Genomic DNA, 19,283 nt, shown 5'->3' with positions numbered 1-19,283 from the left:
CCAATTATTTAGATCAGGCAGTGAAGTGTGTATAGAGAGGCTCGCGACTCGTTGGAAGATGATTCTGATCAACAAAGGCAAATGGGTCCGCGGCCCCATGAGATGCTCTACCAACACCGTAATATTCCAGACCTAATTCCTGAAGATGTAGTGGATCATAGAGATTACGCCCATCAAAAATCATACCGAGCTTGAGCTGTTGCTTCATCAAGTGAAAATCGGGACTTCTAAATTGCTTCCATTCAGTCACGATAATTAAAGCATCAGATCCTCGAAGAGCATCCTGGGGATCTGCGACAAAATCTAGTTGATCCAATAACTCTGGAATATCAGCCATATCTTGATAAAGCACCCTTTGAGCTTCTAATTGCGCCACAGGATCAAAGGCCTGTACGCAGGCACCGCGCATCAACAAATTACGGATAATCACTCGACTCGGCGCTTCACGCATATCGTCTGTATTAGGCTTAAATGCCAGACCCCATAAGGCAAAAGTTTTACCTGTTAAATCCTTGCCAAGCTTACTGGTGATTTTCTTGATTAGGATATGTTTTTGTTGTTCGTTGACAGCTTCTACGGCACTGAGCAACTTTAAATCTTGACCACATTGCTGGGCGATTTTATTAAGTGCACTCACATCTTTTGGAAAACAGCTACCCCCATACCCCGTGCCCGCATATAAGAATCCATAACCAATGCGGCTATCTGAACCAATGCCTAGGCGAACTGACTCAATATCAGCCCCTACTTGATCAGCTAAATTAGCAATTTCGTTCATGAAGGAGATACGGGTAGCCAACATGGCATTCGCTGCATATTTAGTTAATTCCGCACTTCTCACATCCATATAGTAAGTACGTTCATGATGACGATTAAATGGGCTATATAGCTTTCGCATCAGCTCTTTAGCGGCCAAACCTGCTGCATTAGTTTGAGTACCAATCACAATCCGGTCTGGCCTCATAAAATCTTCTACAGCTGCCCCCTCTTTTAAAAACTCAGGATTGGAGACCACTGAAAAGTTTTCTGCAGGTAAACCCCTGATGGCCAACTCTTCTGCAATGACCTGAGTCACACGATCAGCCGTACCTACGGGTACCGTGGATTTATCAACAATCACTTTAAAAGTGGTCATGCAACGACCAATCGCCCGAGCCGCAGCCAATACATACTGCATATCTGCTGAGCCATCTTCATCAGGAGGCGTGCCAACTGCAATAAATTGAATATCACCATGGGCTACGCTAGCGGCGACATCTGTCGAAAAAGTTAAACGTCCATAAGCGCGGTTACGATCTACGATTTCTTTCAAGCCTGGCTCGTAAATTGGGATACCGCCATGGTTTAATAAATTAATTTTTTCAGCATCAACATCTAAGCAAAATACTTCATTACCTAATTCAGCTAGACAAGCGCCTGTGACTAGACCTACATAACCCGTGCCAATGACTGTGACTTTCATTTTGCCCCCTGTTCATAAATTACTCACAGTGTGCAAAGGCAATGTGATAGAAATTTAACGACTTGGTGACAAATTGAAGTCAAGTAATGACATCATCTTGTCACATAGCTATTGCTTAATGTGCCTGAAATAAAAGGAGATCTATGAGCGCGAATTATCGTATTGAAGATAACCCACACAAAGGCAATAAAGGGATCACCAGAGCTATACGCGCGGCAGTGAACTCATGGAATGGCTTGCTGTTTGCCTATCGCGAAGAAAGTGCATTCCGACAAGAACTATTTCTGGCTTTAATTTTGATTCCGATTGCTATTTTTCTTCCGGTCACAGCGGTAGAAAAAATATTAATGATTAGCTCAGTTCTGGCCGTTCTAGTGGTCGAATTACTCAATTCCAGCGTTGAGGCTGCGATTGATCGCATTTCTTTTGAGGTTCACGATTTATCAAAACGAGCTAAAGACTTTGGTAGTGCGGCAGTGATGGTGGCCCTCTTGATATGCGCCATGACCTGGGGTCTAATCCTTTATCAATTTATATAAAAAAGGCCACAATCCGTGGCCTTTGGATATCTTCCTAACCAAGCTATTCAAGCACCGGGTTTTTAGTTAAACGATAGCCGCTACCACGCACTGTTTCTATCAAGTTTTGGCAGCCTGCTGGGGCTAAAGCAGCTCTAAGACGCTTAATATGTACATCCACCGTGCGCTCTTCAACAAAGACATGGTCACCCCATACCTTATCCAATAACTGGCTCCTAGAGTGAACTCGTTCTGGATGAGTCATCAAGAAATGAAGTAGCCTGAACTCAGTAGGCCCCAGATCCAAGGTAGATTCATGACCATCAGCTTGGGCAGTCACACGATGCGATACTGGATCTAGCCTCAATTGATTGATCTGCACCACTTCGTCTGCCAACTGAGGAGCTCTGCGTCGCAATACGGCACGTATACGAGCAACGAGCTCTTTGGGTGAGAAAGGTTTAGTGATGTAATCATCCGCCCCCGCCTCCAAGCCTGCAATCTTGTCCATCTCCTCACTACGGGCTGTCAGTAAAATAATGGGGATATCTTTAGTGCGCTCGTTAGCTCTGAGTTCTTTCGCAAACTGCACTCCGGACTTACCTGGCAACATCCAATCGAGCACAACTAAATCAGGTAAGACCTCCTTCATTAATTGCGAGGCTTGCTCTGTTTGAAACGCCCGCACCGGCAAAAAGCCCGCATGGCTTAAATTAACTGCAATGAGCTCAGCAATAGAGGGTTCATCTTCAACAATTAAGATACTACTTGCCATAAATTAGCTTTTTGCCTCTTGTTGTAGTTTTTCTTGTGGCAAATGGCGCACATCAGTTCCCTTAACGATGTAGATAACGAATTCAGCGATGTTCTTCGCATGATCGCCAATACGCTCTACAGCCTTAGCAATGAACAACATATCCAAGGCAACTGAAATCGTGCGCGGATCTTCCATCATATAGGTCACCAGCTTACGAACAAATGCACGAAACTCTTCATCAATCTGCTTATCTTCACTGACCACATCAGCAGCAGCTGATGTATCTAGACGAGCAAATGAGTCCAGACTTCTTCTGAGAAGAGAAATCGCCATCTGGCCTGCCAAACGGATTTCAGCAGTGTTGATGCCGTGTGAGGCACTGTCTTCCATGATGTGCTTGGTTCGACGTGCGATACGATCCGCTTCGTCACCGGCACGCTCCAAATTAGTAATGGCTTTTGAGATAGCCATCACTAAACGCAAGTCGCGAGCCGTGGGTTGACGTCTTGCAATTAACTCTGTGCAGGCTGAGTCAATTTCTACTTCCATCGTATTAACATCACGCTCGCGAGCCATGACTTGGTCAGCCAGCTCAGCATCTAACTGCGCGAAAGCACGCATACCCATAGAAACTTGCGACTCAACAAGGCCACCCATTTCGAGCAACTTGCCACATACTGAATTTAAATCAGCATCAAATTGTGAAGATAAATGTTTATCTACCATTTTTAGTCTCCTGTTTTAGCCGAAACGACCGGTAATGTAATCCTCGGTCTCTTTCTTTTTCGGCTTAATAAATAATTCATCGGTCTTACCAAACTCCACCATCTCACCCAAATACATGTAGGCCGTGAAATCTGATACACGCGCAGCCTGCTGCATATTGTGAGTCACAATGGCAATCGTATAGTCTTTTTTGAGTTCGTGGACTAATTCTTCAACCTTGGCAGTGGAAATAGGATCCAACGCAGATGTGGGCTCATCAAGCAACAAGATGGATGGCTTCACTGCAACACCTCTAGCAATACATAAACGTTGCTGTTGACCACCAGAGAGAGATAAGCCACTCTGACCCAGTTTATCTTTCACTTCATTCCATAATGCAGCTTTATTTAAAGCCCACTCCACACGCTCATCCATCTCTGCCTTCGATAAAGACTCATACAACTTGACACCAAAGGCAATGTTGTCATAAATCGTCATCGGGAATGGTGTTGGCTTTTGGAAAACCATACCTATCCTTGAACGTAGCAAGTTCAAGTCTTGCTTAGGATCTAGGATATTCATACCGTAGAAATTAATCTCACCTTCAGCACGCTGCCCTGGATACAGGTCATACATACGATTTAAGGTTCGCAGCAGAGTCGATTTACCACAACCAGATGGCCCAATAAAGGCGGTTACATGACGCTCAGCGATATTTAGATTAATGTTCTTTAAACCCTGAAATGAACCATAGTAAAAATTGAGGTTCTTAATCTCAAGTGCATTTTTTAATTCTTGTTGGTTATCCATAATTGTTCCTTGAATTTTTTCAATCTCAAAGCTAGTTCTCATACTTTACTTTCTTATACCTGTACTTTTTTTCTAAAGACAACACGCGTCAATATATTCAAACCCAGCACAACAAAGGTAATCAGTAAGGCACCACCCCAGGCTAAATCAACCCAGTTGTCATAAGGACTCATGGCAAACTGGAAAATGACCACTGGCAAATTAGCCATCGGCGCATTCATATTAGTAGAGAAAAATTGATTGTTGAGTGCCGTAAATAACAATGGGGCAGTCTCACCACTGACGCGCGCTAAGGCGAGTAAGATACCTGTGATCACACCGCTCTGGGCAGCCTTGAGTGTCACATTAAACGACACCTTCCATTTAGGTGCACCTAAAGCATAAGCGGCTTCACGTAACTGAATGGGCACTAGGCTGAGCATATTTTCTGTCGTTCTGACCACAACAGGAATCGCAATTAAAGAGAGAGCAATCGTTCCCGCCCAACCCGAAAAATGTTTCACCTGAGCAACATAAATGGCGTACACGAATAGGCCAATCACAATCGATGGGGCGGATAACATAATATCCGTTACAAAACGTGTGACGGTGGCGATTTTGCTACGTGAACCATACTCTGCTAGATAAATCCCGGCCATGACACCAATAGGCGTGCTGATGAGGGTACAGGACAAAACGATCAGCAAACTTCCGACGATTGCATTAGCTAAACCACCTCCCTCAGAACCCGGTGCAGGCGTACTTGAAATAAAGAGATTCAAATCAATAGCCGATATACCCTTGTAAAGCAAGATAGCCAAAATCCACATCAAGAACGCCATGCCAACACCCATGGCGGACATAGATAAGGTCAGACCAATCCAATTACTACGCTTGCGTTTAGCGTAGATTGCAGGATTCATATTACTGTTGACAGTTGCATTCATCATGATTTTTTACCTTGTCCAGCTTCCATACGAGCCAACATTAATTTAGCGAGCGCTAACACTAAAAAAGTAATAATGAACAGAGCTAAGCCCAGCGCAAATAATGAAGAGAAGTGCAAGCCAGGCTCAGCCTCACCAAACTCATTTGCTAGAGTCGAGGCAATAGAATTACCAGGAGCAAATAAAGATGCCGAGAGCTTGTGGGCATTACCAATCACAAATGTCACCGCCATCGTTTCACCCAAGGCGCGACCAAGACCCAACATGATGCCGCCTATCACACCTGTTTTTGTGTATGGCAGGACAATTTTATTGACCACCTCCCAGGTGGTACAACCAATACCGTAAGCAGACTCTTTTAAAACAGGGGGTACGATCTCAAATACATCTCGCATCACCGATGCGATAAATGGAATTACCATCATGGCCAGAATAAGGCCCGCACACAAGATACCTATGCCATTGAAAGCACCGGTAAATAGAATTCCCAAACCTGGGATCTGACCTAAAGTAGCTGCTAGAGCAGGCTGAATGTACTCAGCAAACAAAGGGGCGAATACGAACAAACCGAACATGCCATAAATGATGGACGGCACAGCAGCCAACAATTCCACCGCAGTTCCTAATGGACGGCGCAGAGGAATCGGGCAAGTTTCTGTCAGAAAAACAGCAATACCAAAACTCAGCGGTACAGCAATCAACAAAGCGATTAGAGCAGTGACTACAGTACCAAAAATAGCAATCAAACCACCAAATTGACCGTTGATAATGTCCCACTCAACCGTGAAGAAAAAGCCAACTCCAAACTCTTTGAGAACTGGCCAGGCATTGATGATCAGGGAAATAATGATCCCCATGAGCGCCACCAAAACCGTTAAAGCAAAAATCAAGGTTGTTTTATGGAATAAGAAATCCTCGATGCGCTGGCGCTTGAGTACTTTCTCCGCTTGTGGTGTCAACATATCTGATGCTTGATTCATAAAATTCTCTCAGATAACAACTTATTCTTATTTTTAATCAATAAAACCGCAGCCTTGTGGGCTGCGGTTATCACTTTAGTTTCAAACGCACCAATTATTTGGTGTTGATTTGCGTCCAAATATTCTTACGAATGAAGTCAGTCGTAGCATCTGGCATTGGCACGTAGTCCAACTCAGCAGCCATCTTCTTACCTTCTTTGAAAGCAAAGTCAAAGAACTTAATCACTTCTGCAGCGTTGGCTTTGTTAGTAGGCTGCTTGTACATCAAGATGAATGATGCACCTGTGATTGGCCATGACTTAGCACCTGGAGCATTCGTAATGAATGTACCCATACCAGGAATTTTGGCCCAGTCTGTGCCTGCTGCTGCAGCAGCAAATGTCTCATCATCAGGCTCCACAAATTGACCTGCAGCATTGCGCAATGTCAAATGTGTCATCTTATTTTTCTTAGCGTAAGCATACTCAACATAACCGATGGAGTTCTTGATACGGCCCACGTTAGCAGCGACACCTTCGTTACCCTTACCACCAACTGAAGAAGCCGCAGGCCATTTCACAGCAGCACCAGCACCCACATCTTTTTTCCATGTTGGGTTCACTTTAGCTAAATAGTCTGTAAAGATCGCTGTAGTACCTGAACCGTCAGCACGGTGCACTACAGTAATGCTGGCATCGGGCAACTTCACACCTGGGTTCAAGGCAGCAATTTGCTTGTCATTCCAGTTAACGATATAACCCATGAACATCTGAGCCAAAATGTCGCCAGTGACTTTGATCTGGCCTGGCTTGATACCATCGACGTTAATAATAGGTACTACGCCACCAATGATGGCTGGGAATTGCACCATACCGTCTTTTTCGAGATCTTCAAACTTCACAGGATTATCTGTGGCACCAAAATCAACTGTTTTAGCTTTGATCTGCTTGACACCGCCAGATGAGCCGATAGATTGATAGTTCAAACCATTACGTGTCTTGGCTTTGTAGGCCTCTGCCCACTTCGCATAGATCGGATATGGGAATGTTGCACCTGCGCCCGTGATGTCAGCGGCAAATGCTGTTACTGTTGAAAGTGCAAAGACACCTGCAACTAAAGATCTGGTCAAAATAGCTTTCATATATTTCCTCATTCATTAAATGTGCTGCCCATGCAACACAAGTGAACGATACCTAGGATATGTGAAAGTTTTGTGACATTCACAGAGGAAATTCATTACTCAGGATTAATATTAAAAGACTATATAAAACAGTATCTTATATAAAAAATCCTTTTGATTTATGGGGGATAGATCCCCTCATCTACGGCTTTTTGAAAGCAGAAATGACAAATCCCATGAGGACTACGGCAGCTAGCTGAGCCAAGATAAAACCTGGGATATCCACTGGGCTGATACCCACAAAGGTGTTACTGAGGCTTCTGGCTACCGTCACAGCAGGATTACTAAAGAATGTCGAAGAAGTAAACCAATAGCCCGAGGTCACAACCATCGCCACCAATAATGCCACCTTGTCTTTGGCCACACGAATCGCAAGATAAATCACGCCCAACAGTATCAGGGTAGAGACAAACTCACTCAACCAAATACCGGGCCCCGTTCTCTGCTTACTCGAGCTTTGCAGAATCTCCAAACCAAACATAAAGTGCGTGAGCCAAATACCTGAAATAGCACCTGTGAATTGAGCTGCGATGAAGCTCAGTGCTTTTTGGATGCCGTATTCTTTTTGTACCCAAAACATGAGGGTCACTACCGGATTGAAATGCGCCCCTGAAATGGGTCCTAAGAGCGTAATCAGAACCAAGAGCCCTGCACCTGTGGCAATACTATTGCCTAAGAGTGCGACGGCTGCATTACCCGCACCTAAGGTTTCGCCCATGTGACCAGAACCGGCCACAATAGCGAGTAGCAACAAAGTACCAAAATATTCTGCAAGCACTTGCACTCTCAAGCTTGGCATTTAATTCTCCGTCGCAATACGTTTGAGCTCTTGATTGAGTGACATGGTGTCTAATTTTTCGAGGGGCAAATTCATGAGTATTTGCAAGCGTCGCTTCAGACCCATCTCCACTTGTTTAAATGCGGCACGCTTATCTTCATCGCTGCCCTGCACGGCCGATGGATCTGGATACCCCCAGTGAGCAGTAGCGGGCTTACCAGGCCAATAAGGGCATTGCTCGCCTGCAGCACTATCACACACAGTGATGATGAAATCCATCTGAGGAGCACCGGGTGCCGCAAACTCATCCCAACTTTTTGATCTGAGCTTACTTGTGTCATAGCCTAGGGACTCAGCGATCTCTACCGCAAATGGATTGACTCTTCCTCCAGGCGTTGAACCTGCCGAATAGCCAATGAATTTTCCCCCAGACATTTGCGTGGCTAGGACTTCCCCGATCACAGAACGTGCTGAATTATGCGTACACAGAAATAGAATGTTGTAGGTTTTCATAAATACTCTCCCTAATTAATTACATGATTTTTTTTGAATATTGGCTATAGAAACCCCCACAGCAGTAGGCTGTGGGACGCAACAACTAGCGTCATCACCACTTGTATTAAAAACAGGGATGCTATCTAGTGTATGAAAGGTTTCCCAAGCGATACCACTTGGATCATTGACCCAATATTTATCTGACTGAGCATAACAACAGGCAGCCCCCTGCTCCTCAATGAGCTCACCTTGAAGAGAGTCTAAACGAGCCTTCATTTCTACTAATTCAGCGTTATCTTCAACCTGGATACCTAAATGATTGAGACCTTCTTTTGCGCCGCGAGCAGATATGGCAAAGTTGATGCGTGGATTATCTAACTGCCACTTTGCATAATCAGCTTTACGTATGGTGGGGTCTTGCGCAAACATCTTGCTATAAAAATTAATACTTGCATCTAAATCTGTAACAGCAATATGAATATGCATCCGCTTCATAGTGAGGCCTTTTTGGTTTTTAATGTTGGCAAATCACAACCTTTACCGCTGCAACAGTTAAAGAGCAGAAAATCCAATAAAGATTGAAGTTGTTTGGGGTTGGGTCGATAGATCAAATGACGACTTTGACGCTCAACCACAATTAAATTGGCTTGATAGAGTTCTTTGAGATGAAAAGATAAAGTGGCTGAAGGTATGCCTAACTTTTCTTTGATTTGTGATGGGGTTAAACCTTCATCCCCTTTTTGCACTATGAGGCGAAAGACATTGAGTCTAGATTCTTGACCTAAGGCAATGAAGGCTTGGATAGCGTCCGTATTTTTCATATTTCCATAATAATGGAAATATATGACAGGATGATGACAGGCTTGACTGCGTTGTCGAATTACTGGCGTGGAATCACTTGAGCGATTTTCTCAGCTTGTGTTTTAGCTAAGTGAGCGTCTTCGGCCTCGACCATGACCCTCAAGACCGGCTCAGTTCCTGAAGCACGAATCAAGACCCTACCTTTGCCATTGAGTTGCTTTTCGGCATCACCGATGGCAGCACTCATCTTCGCGTCACTCTGCCATTGATAATCCGCTGCAAAACGTACATTGATTAATGTTTGCGGATAAAGCTGGATTGTCTGTAAAAGCTCAGCGAGGCTTCGCTTTTCCTGACGCATCGCGGCCAAGACTTGTAGTGCTGCGACGATGCCATCGCCTGTGGTGTGCTTATCTAAACAAATCAAATGCCCAGAACCTTCACCACCCAAGAGCCAAGATTTCTCTTTGAGCTTTTCTAGAACGTAACGATCACCCACTTTGGCTCTTTCAAAAGCAATGCCATTTTTTTGTAGTGCTTTTTCTACCGCCATATTAGTCATGAGCGTGCCCACCACACCTGGCACATTCTCGCCAGCCGCTAAACGAGCCATAGCAATGAGATAGAGCAGCTCATCACCATTGAATAAACGACCCGACTGATCCACCAACTGCAAACGATCAGCATCACCATCTAAGGCAATCCCTAAATCTGCTTTTGTTTCTTTGACCTTTTCAATCAAAGCCTGAGGTGCAGTCGCCCCCACACCATCGTTAATATTTTTGCCATTGGGTTGCACCCCCATCGCAATCACTTCGGCACCCAACTCATGAAAGACATGGGGTGCAATGTGATAAGCAGCGCCATGAGCACAATCGACCACCAACTTCAAACCATGTAAGTCCATGTGGTTAGGGAAAGTGCTCTTACAGAATTCGACATAACGCCCCGCAGCATCATCGATACGCTTAGCTTTGCCCAAATGCGCTGAACTGACACACGTCATCGGTTCCTCTAAGGCTTTTTCAATAGCCAATTCAACACTATCTGCAAGCTTGTCACCGTTGGCTGAAAAAAACTTAATGCCGTTATCTGAATACGGGTTGTGTGATGCAGAAATCACCACACCTGCCGATAAACGTAAAGCTCTTGTTAAATAAGCTACCGCTGGGGTTGGCATAGGGCCACAAAGCATGACATCCACACCAGCGGCAGAAAAACCAGCTTCTAGTGCAGCCTCCAAAAGATATCCGGAGACACGAGTATCTTTACCAATGAGTACTGTCGGTTTACCGTGAGCATCAGGGCTTTTGGCTAAAACCTGACCCGCGGCATAACCTAAACGCATTACAAAGTCAGGGACGATCGGAAACTGCCCCACCTCACCGCGAATACCATCGGTACCAAAGTATTTTCTTGTCATTTCGATATTTTATAAGGATTGTGTCGCTGCAGACCAAACTTTTAATGCATCCACTGTCGGGCCCACATCGTGGACTCTTACGATCATGGCGCCCCTCTCCACGGCCATGAGGGCCGCTGCGACACTGGCAACCATTCGCTCTTCTGTTTTACGCCCAGTGATCTCACCAAGACTCGATTTTCTGGAAATGCCAGCCAAGACAGGCAAACCATGATACGAAAAGGCATCAAACGCTCCGAGCATTTGCATATTATGAATGACGGTTTTTCCAAAACCAAAACCGGGATCTATCGCTAGACGCTCCCGTGCGATGCCTTCATCCTCGAGAGCCACACAACGCTCGACCAAGAAGCCATTGACCTCACTGACCACATCTTCATACTCCGGCTTAAATTGCATGGTTTGCGGATCTTTTTGCATATGCATGAGCACAATTCCACAGGCACTGGCTTTAACAGCCTGAATGGCATTGGGTTGACGCATGGCCCAAATATCGTTGATACAGTCCACCCCCATATCGAGGGCTGCTTGCATTGTTTTCGCTTTATAAGTATCGACCGAAAGAGCTACATCGCAACCCTGCAATGCTTCTAAAACGGGCATCACACGATCTAACTCTTCTTGGAGTGATAAAGGTTCTGAACCTGGACGACTCGACTCACCCCCAATATCAATGATTTGGGCGCCCTCAGCCATCATGAGTTCAGCCTGCCTCAAGGCAGCATCACGGGCGGCAAAGCGACCACCATCTGAAAAAGAATCGGGTGTGACATTAAGAATACCCATCACCAGTGGCGCTGGGTTTTTTTGCCAATCGAAATAAAAACGCCCGCAGCGCCAAGCTACGGGCGTTAATGAACTATGACGCATTAGGCAGCAGCCGGGGCTCCACCTTCAGCAGGCGCTGGAGCACCCCCTGATGGACCACCTGTATTAGAACTCGGTGGATACTTGGGTGGACGTGGAGGACGACCCGCCATGATGTCATTGACTTGATCTGCATCGATCGTTTCCCAATCGAGCAACGCTTTGACCATCATCTCAACCTTGTCGCGATTGTCTTCCAAGATTTTCTTCGCTACCGCATACTGGGTATCCAAAATAGTACGAATCTCGGCATCGACTTTCTGCTGAGTCGCCTCAGACACTGTCTTTGAACTCGATGGACCAAAGAAGCCTTGCTGCTCGGTATCCACGTAGACCATGGTACCGAGAGTCTCGCTCATACCGTAACGGGTCACCATATCGCGCGCCATCTTTGTCGCACGTTCAAAGTCATTGGAGGCACCGGTACTGCTGGAGTTCAAGAAGATTTCTTCAGCTAGGCGGCCGCCAAAGAGGATGGAAATATCCTCCAACATTTTGTCTTTGTACATATTGACACGGTCATGCTCAGGCAACTGCCAAGTAACACCCAAAGCCCAACCGCGCGGCATGATGGTCACTTTGTGGACTGGATCAGCTTTCGGCAACATTTTGGCAACCACTGCATGACCTGACTCGTGATAAGCCGTATTGCGACGTTCTTCTTCACGCATCACAGCAGACTTACGCTCAGGACCCATGTAAATCTTGTCCTTCGCATCTTCAAAATCTTGCATATCTACTGTGCGCTTGTTGCGACGTGCCGCAAACAAAGCAGCTTCATTGACTAAGTTAGCCAAATCAGCTCCTGAGAAACCCGGTGTACCACGAGCGAGAATGCTGGCATCTACATCACCATGGATGGGCACCTTGCGCATATGCACTTTGAGAATCTGTTCACGACCACGAATATCAGGCAAGCCCACATGTACTTGGCGATCAAAACGACCAGGACGCAAGAGTGCCTTATCCAAAACATCAGAACGGTTCGTCGCAGCAATGACGATGACGCCACTATTGGCTTCGAAACCATCCATCTCAACCAACATTTGGTTCAAGGTCTGCTCGCGCTCATCATTGCCGCCACCCATACCCGCACCACGATGACGACCGACCGCATCAATTTCGTCAATAAAGATAATGCAAGGCGATTGCTTTTTGGCGTTCTCAAACATATCACGCACACGTGCCGCACCCACACCGACAAACATCTCTACGAAATCAGAACCTGAAATTGAGAAGAACGGCACCTTCGCTTCACCCGCGATCGCGCGAGCCAAAAGAGTTTTACCTGTTCCAGGAGGCCCTACTAAGAGAACCCCGCGCGGAATACGACCGCCCAACTTTTGGAACTTAGAAGGGTCTTTCAAGAAGTCGACCAACTCAAATACTTCTTCTTTAGCTTCATCGCAGCCAGCCACATCTGCAAAAGTGACCGCATTATTGTTCTCATCAATTAAACGAGCACGCGATTTACCAAAGGAGAATGCTCCTCCTTTGCCACCACCTTGCATTTGGCGCATCATCAAGAACCAGAAACCGATAATCAATAAGGTAGGGCCAAGATAGTACAAAGCGGATACGAGTACGCTTTGCTCTTCGTCAGGCTTACCCGTGACTTGTACACCAAACTTCATCAAGTCACCGACCATCCAAATATCGCCCGGGCTAGTTACAGAATATTTTTGACCATCAACCGGTGTGACCTGAATATTGCGACCCTGCACATCCACACGTTTGACTTTGCCATTTTTGGCATCTTCCATGAACTGTGAATAAGTCACACCTTCTTGAGCACGTGGCTTATCAAACTGCTTAAAGACAGTGAACAGGATCAGGCCCACAATGAACCAAACGCCTACTTTTTGAATCCAATTATTGTTCACAGTTTCTCCTTGGGGCTAAATGCCCATATGCAATCTATACACATATGATTCTACTCCGAGCCTTTTTCAAGTGCCTGATTTGATTTTGCAGCTAATACCTTATATTTTCCTGTGGTTATCAAAGACTTACGCCCAAGCCACTTGCAAAAAGCACTTTATTTAAAGTTTTTACCTAAAAGAAAAGTTTCGGCGGATTTATCCCGCGATGCCTTGGGCTTGCGGGGGGCTACTACTTTGAATACTTTTTTAAAGGATTCAACGATTTGGCTATAGCCGCTGCCATGAAAACATTTAATCAGTAAAGCACCCTCGGGTTTCATGTGCGCTTTGGCAAATTCCAAGGCCAACTCAGCCAAATGCGCCATACGCGCAGCATCGGCCACCCCCACACCGGATAAATTAGGTGCCATATCAGATAAAACCAGATCCACACGAGGGCCATCTTCAGGGTTTCCGGGCAAAAGTGCTTCAAACTGACGCAACACTTCTTCCTCGCGAAAGTCTCCCTGTAAATAAGTCACATCAGCAATCGGTTCCATGGGCAAAATATCAATGGCAATAATTTGGCCATCAGGCTTGCCTTCAGAGACATGAGGATTTTTTTTACCGAATTCAACGAGGCGCTGACGTACGTACTGCGACCAGCTGCCAGGAGTACTGCCCAAATCAACCACCACCATGCCAGGCCGAATAAGACGATCTTGCTCATCAATTTCTTTGAGTTTGTACGCAGCACGCGCGCGATAACCCTCCCGCTGCGCCATTTTGACGTAGGGATCATTGAGGTGATCGTTTAACCAGTCTTTATTGAATTTATTCTTAGCCACAGCACTACTTATTCAGTTAATCGGCGTTGTTTTTCTGTTTTTTGCGATCAGAAAGCTCTATTTTCGCCTGTTTTTGCAAAAAGCCCTGAAAAATAGTCTCTTGAAGGTGCACAATCACGTATGATGTGGGACTTTTTTGAAAAAATACACTATGCCAGTACTGGAACTTAACTCCGCCGAACGCTCCGCCCTCCGCTCTCAAGCACATGACCTCAAACCTGTTGTAATGATCGGTGCCGATGGTCTGACCCCGGCAGTTTTAAAAGAGATTGATCAATCTCTTAAAGCCCATGGCCTGATTAAGATTCGCGTTTTCGGTGATGAGCGCGAGACTCGTTTAGAAATCTATAAGCACTTGTGCGACACCCTCAACGCTGCCCCCATACAACATATCGGCAAACTATTGGTTCTCTGGCGCCCAAAACCGGCCAAAGAAAAAGCTGAATCAAAAACAAGTCGTGGCAGCGGTCCTAAAACAGTGATGGTGAAAAAGTTCACCCGCAACCCCACACGTCGCCCCAAACCAGTTGCCACCCGTGTATTAGGCAATGAACGCGTGGCAGCAGGTGGCACGGTCAAACGAGCTAAGCCACGCCAAACGAGCGCCAAGAAAAGACAACTCGGTTAAGTTGGGCTATCTAAAGCAGCTTTAGCTCGCTTCGCGATAGCGCGTCAGCTTCCAAAGCAACCATAAACCAATCAGCGTCTGGAGAAGGTAAAGGGCGCTTGATAAGCCATGCCACATGGCAAATTGGCTAGCTAATGGCGAGAGCATCACAGGAAAGCCATTCGCCAACGCCTCTTCCCGCAAAGCGTTCATCAGTGGTTGCAAAACAAAGCCGACGATGGCCGCACTGAGGAGCATGGCTAAAAGATACCAACGGATGACTTTGTACTGCAAAAGACCGCGCTTAACGAGTAAATTCGCAAAGACCATTAAGGCAGCAGAAAAAATTAAACTCAAGGTGCCTTCTACTCTAAATAAGACACCCGCCACCATGCCCGCAACTTGCGTGTCAGTCAGTGTGGCGAATAAGGTCGGGGCGACAATGTAACCAATCGTAATCAGGGTGCCTACCCATAGGGCAACCAAAAGCAAAAAAAGGCGCTGTGCGCGTGGATGGTCGTTAGACGTAGTTAACACTGAGTATTTCTACTTCACGGTTACCACCGGGCGCACTAAAGGTGGCCACATCACCCTCTTCTTTACCAATTAAGGCTCGAGCAATCGGTGAACTGATAGAAATCTTGCCACTATTTAAATCGGCCTCATCATCACCAACGATTTGATAGATAGCCACTTTGCCATCTTCCAAATCTTCCAACTCCACAGTCGCACCGAAAACAATCCGCCCCTCTACATCCAGTGTGCTGGGGTCGATAATCTGTGCAGCCGCTAACTTACCCTCTAACTCCTGAATACGTCCTTCAATGAAGGCTTGCTTTTCTTTAGCAGCGTCGTACTCAGCGTTCTCAGATAAATCACCTTGAGCGCGTGCTTCTGAAATGGCATTAATCACGGCTGGGCGCTCAATATGTTTTAAGCGCTGCAACTCCTCTTTGAGGAGTTCAGCACCGCGTTTGGTAATAGGGATCGTGCTCATAAAACTTCGTGCTTTCTAATTCTGGGTATTAAAACCGTTACTTTACAGAGAAGCCTGCAGTCCCTGCAAGTCATAGACCTCAAGCTGGTCGATGGCTTTAATGCCAGCTACTGCCGCACGGGCACCACTGATTGTGGTGTAGTACGTCACCCGATTGGCTTGCGCTGTGGTTCGAATCGAGCGCGAATCTGCAATGGCGGTACGAGTTTCATCAACAGTCGTAAAGACCAATTCGATTTCACCATTTTTGATCATGTCAACAATATGAGGACGACCATCCTTCACCTTGTTAACACGTTTCACAGGCACGCCTGCCGCTTCAATCGCAGCAGCAGTTCCTTGTGTCGCCACAATCGCATAACCCATACCATGCAACATTTGGGCAACTTCAACCGCCTTCGCCTTGTCACTGTCTTTGACTGTCAAAAGCACAGTGCCTGATTTTGGCAAAGTGGTGCTTGCTGCCAATTGTGATTTAAAGAGCGCCTCACCAAAAGTTTTGCCCACACCCATGACTTCCCCTGTCGAGCGCATTTCTGGGCCTAGGATAGGGTCCACACCTGGGAATTTATTGAATGGGAAAACAGCTTCTTTAACACTGAAATACGGCGGTATGACTTCTTCACCAATACCTTGCTGATCCAGACTTTGGCCCGCCATACAACGTGCGGCAATTTTTGCTAATTGCAAACCGGTAGCTTTTGATACGTAAGGTACCGTACGTGAAGCACGTGGATTGACTTCCAAGACATAGACAATGTCTTTGCCTGCTTCTTGCTGAATCGCAAACTGAACGTTCATCAAACCAACCACATTCAATCCCTTGGCCATCAAACTAGTCTGACGACGTAATTCATTAACCGTCTCTGGAGATAAAGAATACGGCGGCAAAGAGCACGCTGAGTCACCTGAGTGAACCCCTGCTTGCTCAATATGTTCCATCACACCACCAATGAAAACCCGCTGACCATCACAAATACAATCGACATCACATTCGATGGCGTCATTCAAGAAACGATCTAAAAGGACGGGGGAATCATTCGATACCTTGACGGCTTCACGCATATAGCGCTCAAGATCACGGCTATCGTGTACGATTTCCATCGCACGACCACCCAATACATAAGAAGGTCTGACCACCAAGGGGTAACCAATTTCGTCGGCCAACTTGAGGGCTTCCTCTTCCGTTCTTGCGGTGCGATTCGGTGGCTGACGCAAACCGAGTTCATGCAAGAGTTTTTGGAAACGTTCACGGTCTTCTGCCGCATCAATCATGTCCGGCGTTGTACCGATAATGGGCACACCATTAGCTTCTAGGTCTAAAGCCAACTTCAATGGTGTTTGTCCGCCATACTGAACAATCACACCTTTGGGTTTTTCCTTGGCAACGATCTCTAAAACATCTTCCAAGGTCAATGGCTCGAAATACAAACGGTCAGAGGTGTCATAGTCAGTCGATACTGTTTCTGGATTACAGTTGACCATGATGGTTTCATAACCATCATCACGCATCGCTAAAGCCGCATGTACGCAGCAATAGTCAAACTCAATACCTTGACCAATACGGTTGGGGCCACCGCCTAAAACCATGATCTTTTCTTTGCCAGTAGGATTGGACTCACACTCACCATGCTCAGCTTCGTAGCAAGAATACATATAGGCGGTGTTGGTCGAAAACTCGGCGGCACAAGTATCTACACGTTTGTAAACAGGTCTAACATTCAAGGCATGGCGCGCTTCGCGCACAGCCTTGGCCTCAGTCTTTAACAACTTAGCCAAACGACGGTCAGAGAAGCCTTTTTGTTTAACAAAGCGCAACTCGGCGACACTGATACTCTTTAAGTCACGCGCTTGTAGAGTTTTTTCAATCTCAACGAGCTGATGAATTTGCGCTAGGAACCAAGGATCAATCGCGGTATGCTTAAAAGCATCCTCTTGGCTCATACCCATACGGAAAGCATCAGCCAAGTACCAGATACGGTCTGGGCCAGGCTCACGAATCTCTTGAGTAATTTCATCAAGATCCTGAGACTTTTCATCTAAGCCATCGACACCCACCTCTAGACCTCTGAGTGCTTTTTGGAATGATTCTTGGAATGTACGGCCAATCGCCATGACTTCACCGACTGATTTCATCTGCGTGGTCAAACGCTTATCAGCCGCTGGGAATTTTTCAAAAGCAAAACGAGGGATCTTAGTGACGACGTAATCGATGCTCGGCTCAAATGAGGCTGGCGTTTTACCGCCGGTAATGTCATTTTGTAGCTCATCTAAGGTAAAGCCAACAGCCAACTTAGCAGCAATCTTGGCAATCGGAAATCCGGTTGCCTTGGATGCCAAGGCCGAAGAACGTGACACACGAGGGTTCATCTCAATCACAATCATGCGCCCATCACGCGGATTGATGGAGAACTGCACATTCGAGCCCCCAGTATCCACACCAATCTCGCGCAAGACCGCTAAGGATGCATTACGCATAATTTGGTATTCACGATCAGTAAGAGTCTGAGCAGGTGCCACAGTGATCGAGTCACCTGTATGGACGCCCATAGGGTCTAAGTTTTCGATCGAACATACGATGATGCAGTTATCGTGCTTATCACGCACCACTTCCATCTCATACTCTTTCCAACCCAAGAGCGACTCTTCAATCAGTAACTCATGCGTGGGGGATAAATCCAAGCCACGTTTACATATCTCTTCAAACTCTTCGCGGTTATAAGCAATACCACCGCCAGAACCACCCATGGTGAAAGATGGACGAATAATCACAGGATAGCCAGCACCGCCAGTCTCTTGAGCAATTCGTTGCTGCACACTATGAGCTTCTTCCATAGAGTGTGCAATGCCTGATTTGGCAGAGCCCAAGCCAATCTTAGTCATGGCATCTTTAAATTTCTGACGATCTTCAGCCTTATCAATCGCCTCAGGTGAGGCGCCAATCAACTCACAACCATACTTTTTAAGTACGCCATGCCTGTGCAAATCTAAAGCGCAGTTCAAGGCTGTCTGACCACCCATGGTCGGCAAAATAGCATCCGGTTTTTCTTTAGCAATGATGCGCTCAACCACTTCCCAAGTAATAGGCTCAATGTAGGTCACATCAGCCATCTCTGGATCGGTCATGATGGTCGCTGGATTGCTGTTGACCAAGATCACTTTATAACCTTCTGAACGCAAGGCTTTACAAGCTTGCGCACCTGAATAGTCAAACTCACAAGCCTGTCCGATGACGATCGGGCCTGCGCCAATAATCAAAATACTTTTTATGTCGGTACGCTTAGGCAT

20 protein-coding genes are annotated in these 19,283 nt (G+C 46.2%); 2 read left to right on the top strand and 18 right to left on the bottom strand.

The window, feature by feature from the left end:
- Window positions 1–13: 13 nt before the first annotated feature.
- The gene (locus tag ICE94_RS06665) at window positions 14–1,462 is read right to left on the bottom strand and encodes a UDP-glucose/GDP-mannose dehydrogenase family protein (RefSeq protein ID WP_216150076.1); all 1,449 of its coding nucleotides are present in this window, start codon (window positions 1,460–1,462) and stop codon (window positions 14–16) included.
- A gap of 143 nt (window positions 1,463–1,605) precedes the next feature.
- Between ICE94_RS06665 and ICE94_RS06660 the strand changes: the two genes are divergently transcribed.
- Window positions 1,606–2,001, top strand: coding sequence for a diacylglycerol kinase (locus ICE94_RS06660; RefSeq protein WP_216150074.1), 396 nt, complete (start codon window positions 1,606–1,608; stop codon window positions 1,999–2,001).
- A 43-nt stretch (window positions 2,002–2,044) separates the two neighbouring features.
- Here ICE94_RS06660 and phoB read toward each other — a convergent pair whose 3' ends face one another.
- The 14 genes from phoB to ICE94_RS06590 form a co-directional block, all read right to left on the bottom strand.
- Window positions 2,045–2,755 (bottom strand): phosphate regulon transcriptional regulator PhoB, encoded by a 711-nt coding sequence (gene phoB / locus ICE94_RS06655; protein WP_216150072.1) that lies wholly within the window; start codon window positions 2,753–2,755, stop codon window positions 2,045–2,047.
- 3 nt (window positions 2,756–2,758) lie between these two features.
- Window positions 2,759–3,463, bottom strand: coding sequence for a phosphate signaling complex protein PhoU (gene phoU / locus ICE94_RS06650; protein ID WP_216150070.1), 705 nt, complete (start codon window positions 3,461–3,463; stop codon window positions 2,759–2,761).
- Window positions 3,464–3,478: 15 nt separating this feature from the next.
- Window positions 3,479–4,252: a phosphate ABC transporter ATP-binding protein PstB gene (gene pstB, locus ICE94_RS06645; protein WP_255539158.1), complete on the bottom strand. Its 774-nt coding sequence runs from the start codon at window positions 4,250–4,252 to the stop codon at window positions 3,479–3,481.
- A gap of 53 nt (window positions 4,253–4,305) precedes the next feature.
- Window positions 4,306–5,181 (bottom strand): phosphate ABC transporter permease PstA, encoded by an 876-nt coding sequence (gene pstA, locus ICE94_RS06640; RefSeq protein WP_370623782.1) that lies wholly within the window; start codon window positions 5,179–5,181, stop codon window positions 4,306–4,308.
- A complete protein-coding gene (pstC, locus tag ICE94_RS06635; RefSeq protein WP_216150054.1) occupies window positions 5,178–6,158 on the bottom strand; it encodes a phosphate ABC transporter permease subunit PstC in 981 nt (326 codons plus the stop codon). Before pstC ends, pstA begins: the two co-directional genes overlap by 4 nt.
- 94 nt (window positions 6,159–6,252) lie before the next feature.
- Window positions 6,253–7,278, bottom strand: coding sequence for a phosphate ABC transporter substrate-binding protein PstS (gene pstS, locus ICE94_RS06630; protein WP_216150052.1), 1,026 nt, complete (start codon window positions 7,276–7,278; stop codon window positions 6,253–6,255).
- A 181-nt stretch (window positions 7,279–7,459) separates the two neighbouring features.
- A complete protein-coding gene (locus ICE94_RS06625; protein WP_216150050.1) occupies window positions 7,460–8,116 on the bottom strand; it encodes an MIP/aquaporin family protein in 657 nt (218 codons plus the stop codon).
- On the bottom strand, window positions 8,117–8,608 hold the full coding sequence (locus ICE94_RS06620) for an arsenate reductase ArsC (protein WP_216150048.1): 492 nt from the start codon (window positions 8,606–8,608) through the stop codon (window positions 8,117–8,119).
- Between the two features lie 15 nt (window positions 8,609–8,623).
- Window positions 8,624–9,085 carry an ArsI/CadI family heavy metal resistance metalloenzyme gene (locus ICE94_RS06615; RefSeq protein WP_216150046.1) on the bottom strand — a complete coding sequence of 154 codons (462 nt, stop codon included), beginning with the start codon at window positions 9,083–9,085 and terminating at the stop codon, window positions 8,624–8,626.
- Entirely contained in the window at window positions 9,082–9,411 is a 330-nt protein-coding gene (locus ICE94_RS06610) for a helix-turn-helix transcriptional regulator (protein WP_216150044.1), read from the bottom strand. The genes ICE94_RS06615 and ICE94_RS06610 overlap by 4 nt, the downstream gene beginning before the upstream one ends.
- A gap of 59 nt (window positions 9,412–9,470) precedes the next feature.
- The gene (glmM, locus tag ICE94_RS06605) at window positions 9,471–10,814 is read right to left on the bottom strand and encodes a phosphoglucosamine mutase (RefSeq protein WP_216150042.1); all 1,344 of its coding nucleotides are present in this window, start codon (window positions 10,812–10,814) and stop codon (window positions 9,471–9,473) included.
- A 9-nt stretch (window positions 10,815–10,823) separates the two neighbouring features.
- Window positions 10,824–11,684 carry a dihydropteroate synthase gene (folP, locus tag ICE94_RS06600; RefSeq protein WP_216150040.1) on the bottom strand — a complete coding sequence of 287 codons (861 nt, stop codon included), beginning with the start codon at window positions 11,682–11,684 and terminating at the stop codon, window positions 10,824–10,826.
- Complete coding sequence (ftsH, locus tag ICE94_RS06595) at window positions 11,684–13,564, bottom strand: ATP-dependent zinc metalloprotease FtsH (protein WP_216150038.1); 1,881 nt, start codon at window positions 13,562–13,564, stop codon at window positions 11,684–11,686. The genes folP and ftsH overlap by 1 nt, the downstream gene beginning before the upstream one ends.
- A gap of 155 nt (window positions 13,565–13,719) precedes the next feature.
- Window positions 13,720–14,391, bottom strand: coding sequence for an RlmE family RNA methyltransferase (locus ICE94_RS06590; RefSeq protein ID WP_216150036.1), 672 nt, complete (start codon window positions 14,389–14,391; stop codon window positions 13,720–13,722).
- A gap of 151 nt (window positions 14,392–14,542) precedes the next feature.
- Between ICE94_RS06590 and ICE94_RS06585 the strand changes: the two genes are divergently transcribed.
- Complete coding sequence (locus ICE94_RS06585) at window positions 14,543–15,019, top strand: YhbY family RNA-binding protein (protein WP_216150034.1); 477 nt, start codon at window positions 14,543–14,545, stop codon at window positions 15,017–15,019.
- A gap of 21 nt (window positions 15,020–15,040) precedes the next feature.
- Here the strand turns inward: ICE94_RS06585 and ICE94_RS06580 are convergent, their stop codons facing one another.
- The 3 genes from ICE94_RS06580 to carB are packed head-to-tail and all read right to left on the bottom strand — an operon-like array spanning window position 15,041 to window position 19,283.
- Window positions 15,041–15,535, bottom strand: coding sequence for a DUF4149 domain-containing protein (locus ICE94_RS06580; RefSeq protein WP_216150032.1), 495 nt, complete (start codon window positions 15,533–15,535; stop codon window positions 15,041–15,043).
- Window positions 15,519–15,995, bottom strand: coding sequence for a transcription elongation factor GreA (gene greA, locus ICE94_RS06575; RefSeq protein ID WP_216150030.1), 477 nt, complete (start codon window positions 15,993–15,995; stop codon window positions 15,519–15,521). The genes ICE94_RS06580 and greA overlap by 17 nt, the downstream gene beginning before the upstream one ends.
- 42 nt (window positions 15,996–16,037) lie before the next feature.
- Window positions 16,038–19,283, bottom strand: coding sequence for a carbamoyl-phosphate synthase large subunit (gene carB / locus ICE94_RS06570; RefSeq protein ID WP_216150028.1), 3,246 nt, complete (start codon window positions 19,281–19,283; stop codon window positions 16,038–16,040).

The organism is Polynucleobacter sp. MWH-Loch1C5 (assembly GCF_018881775.1).
In the GTDB taxonomy this organism is placed as follows: domain Bacteria; phylum Pseudomonadota; class Gammaproteobacteria; order Burkholderiales; family Burkholderiaceae; genus Polynucleobacter.
This window is presented reverse-complemented; position numbering and strand designations above follow the sequence as displayed.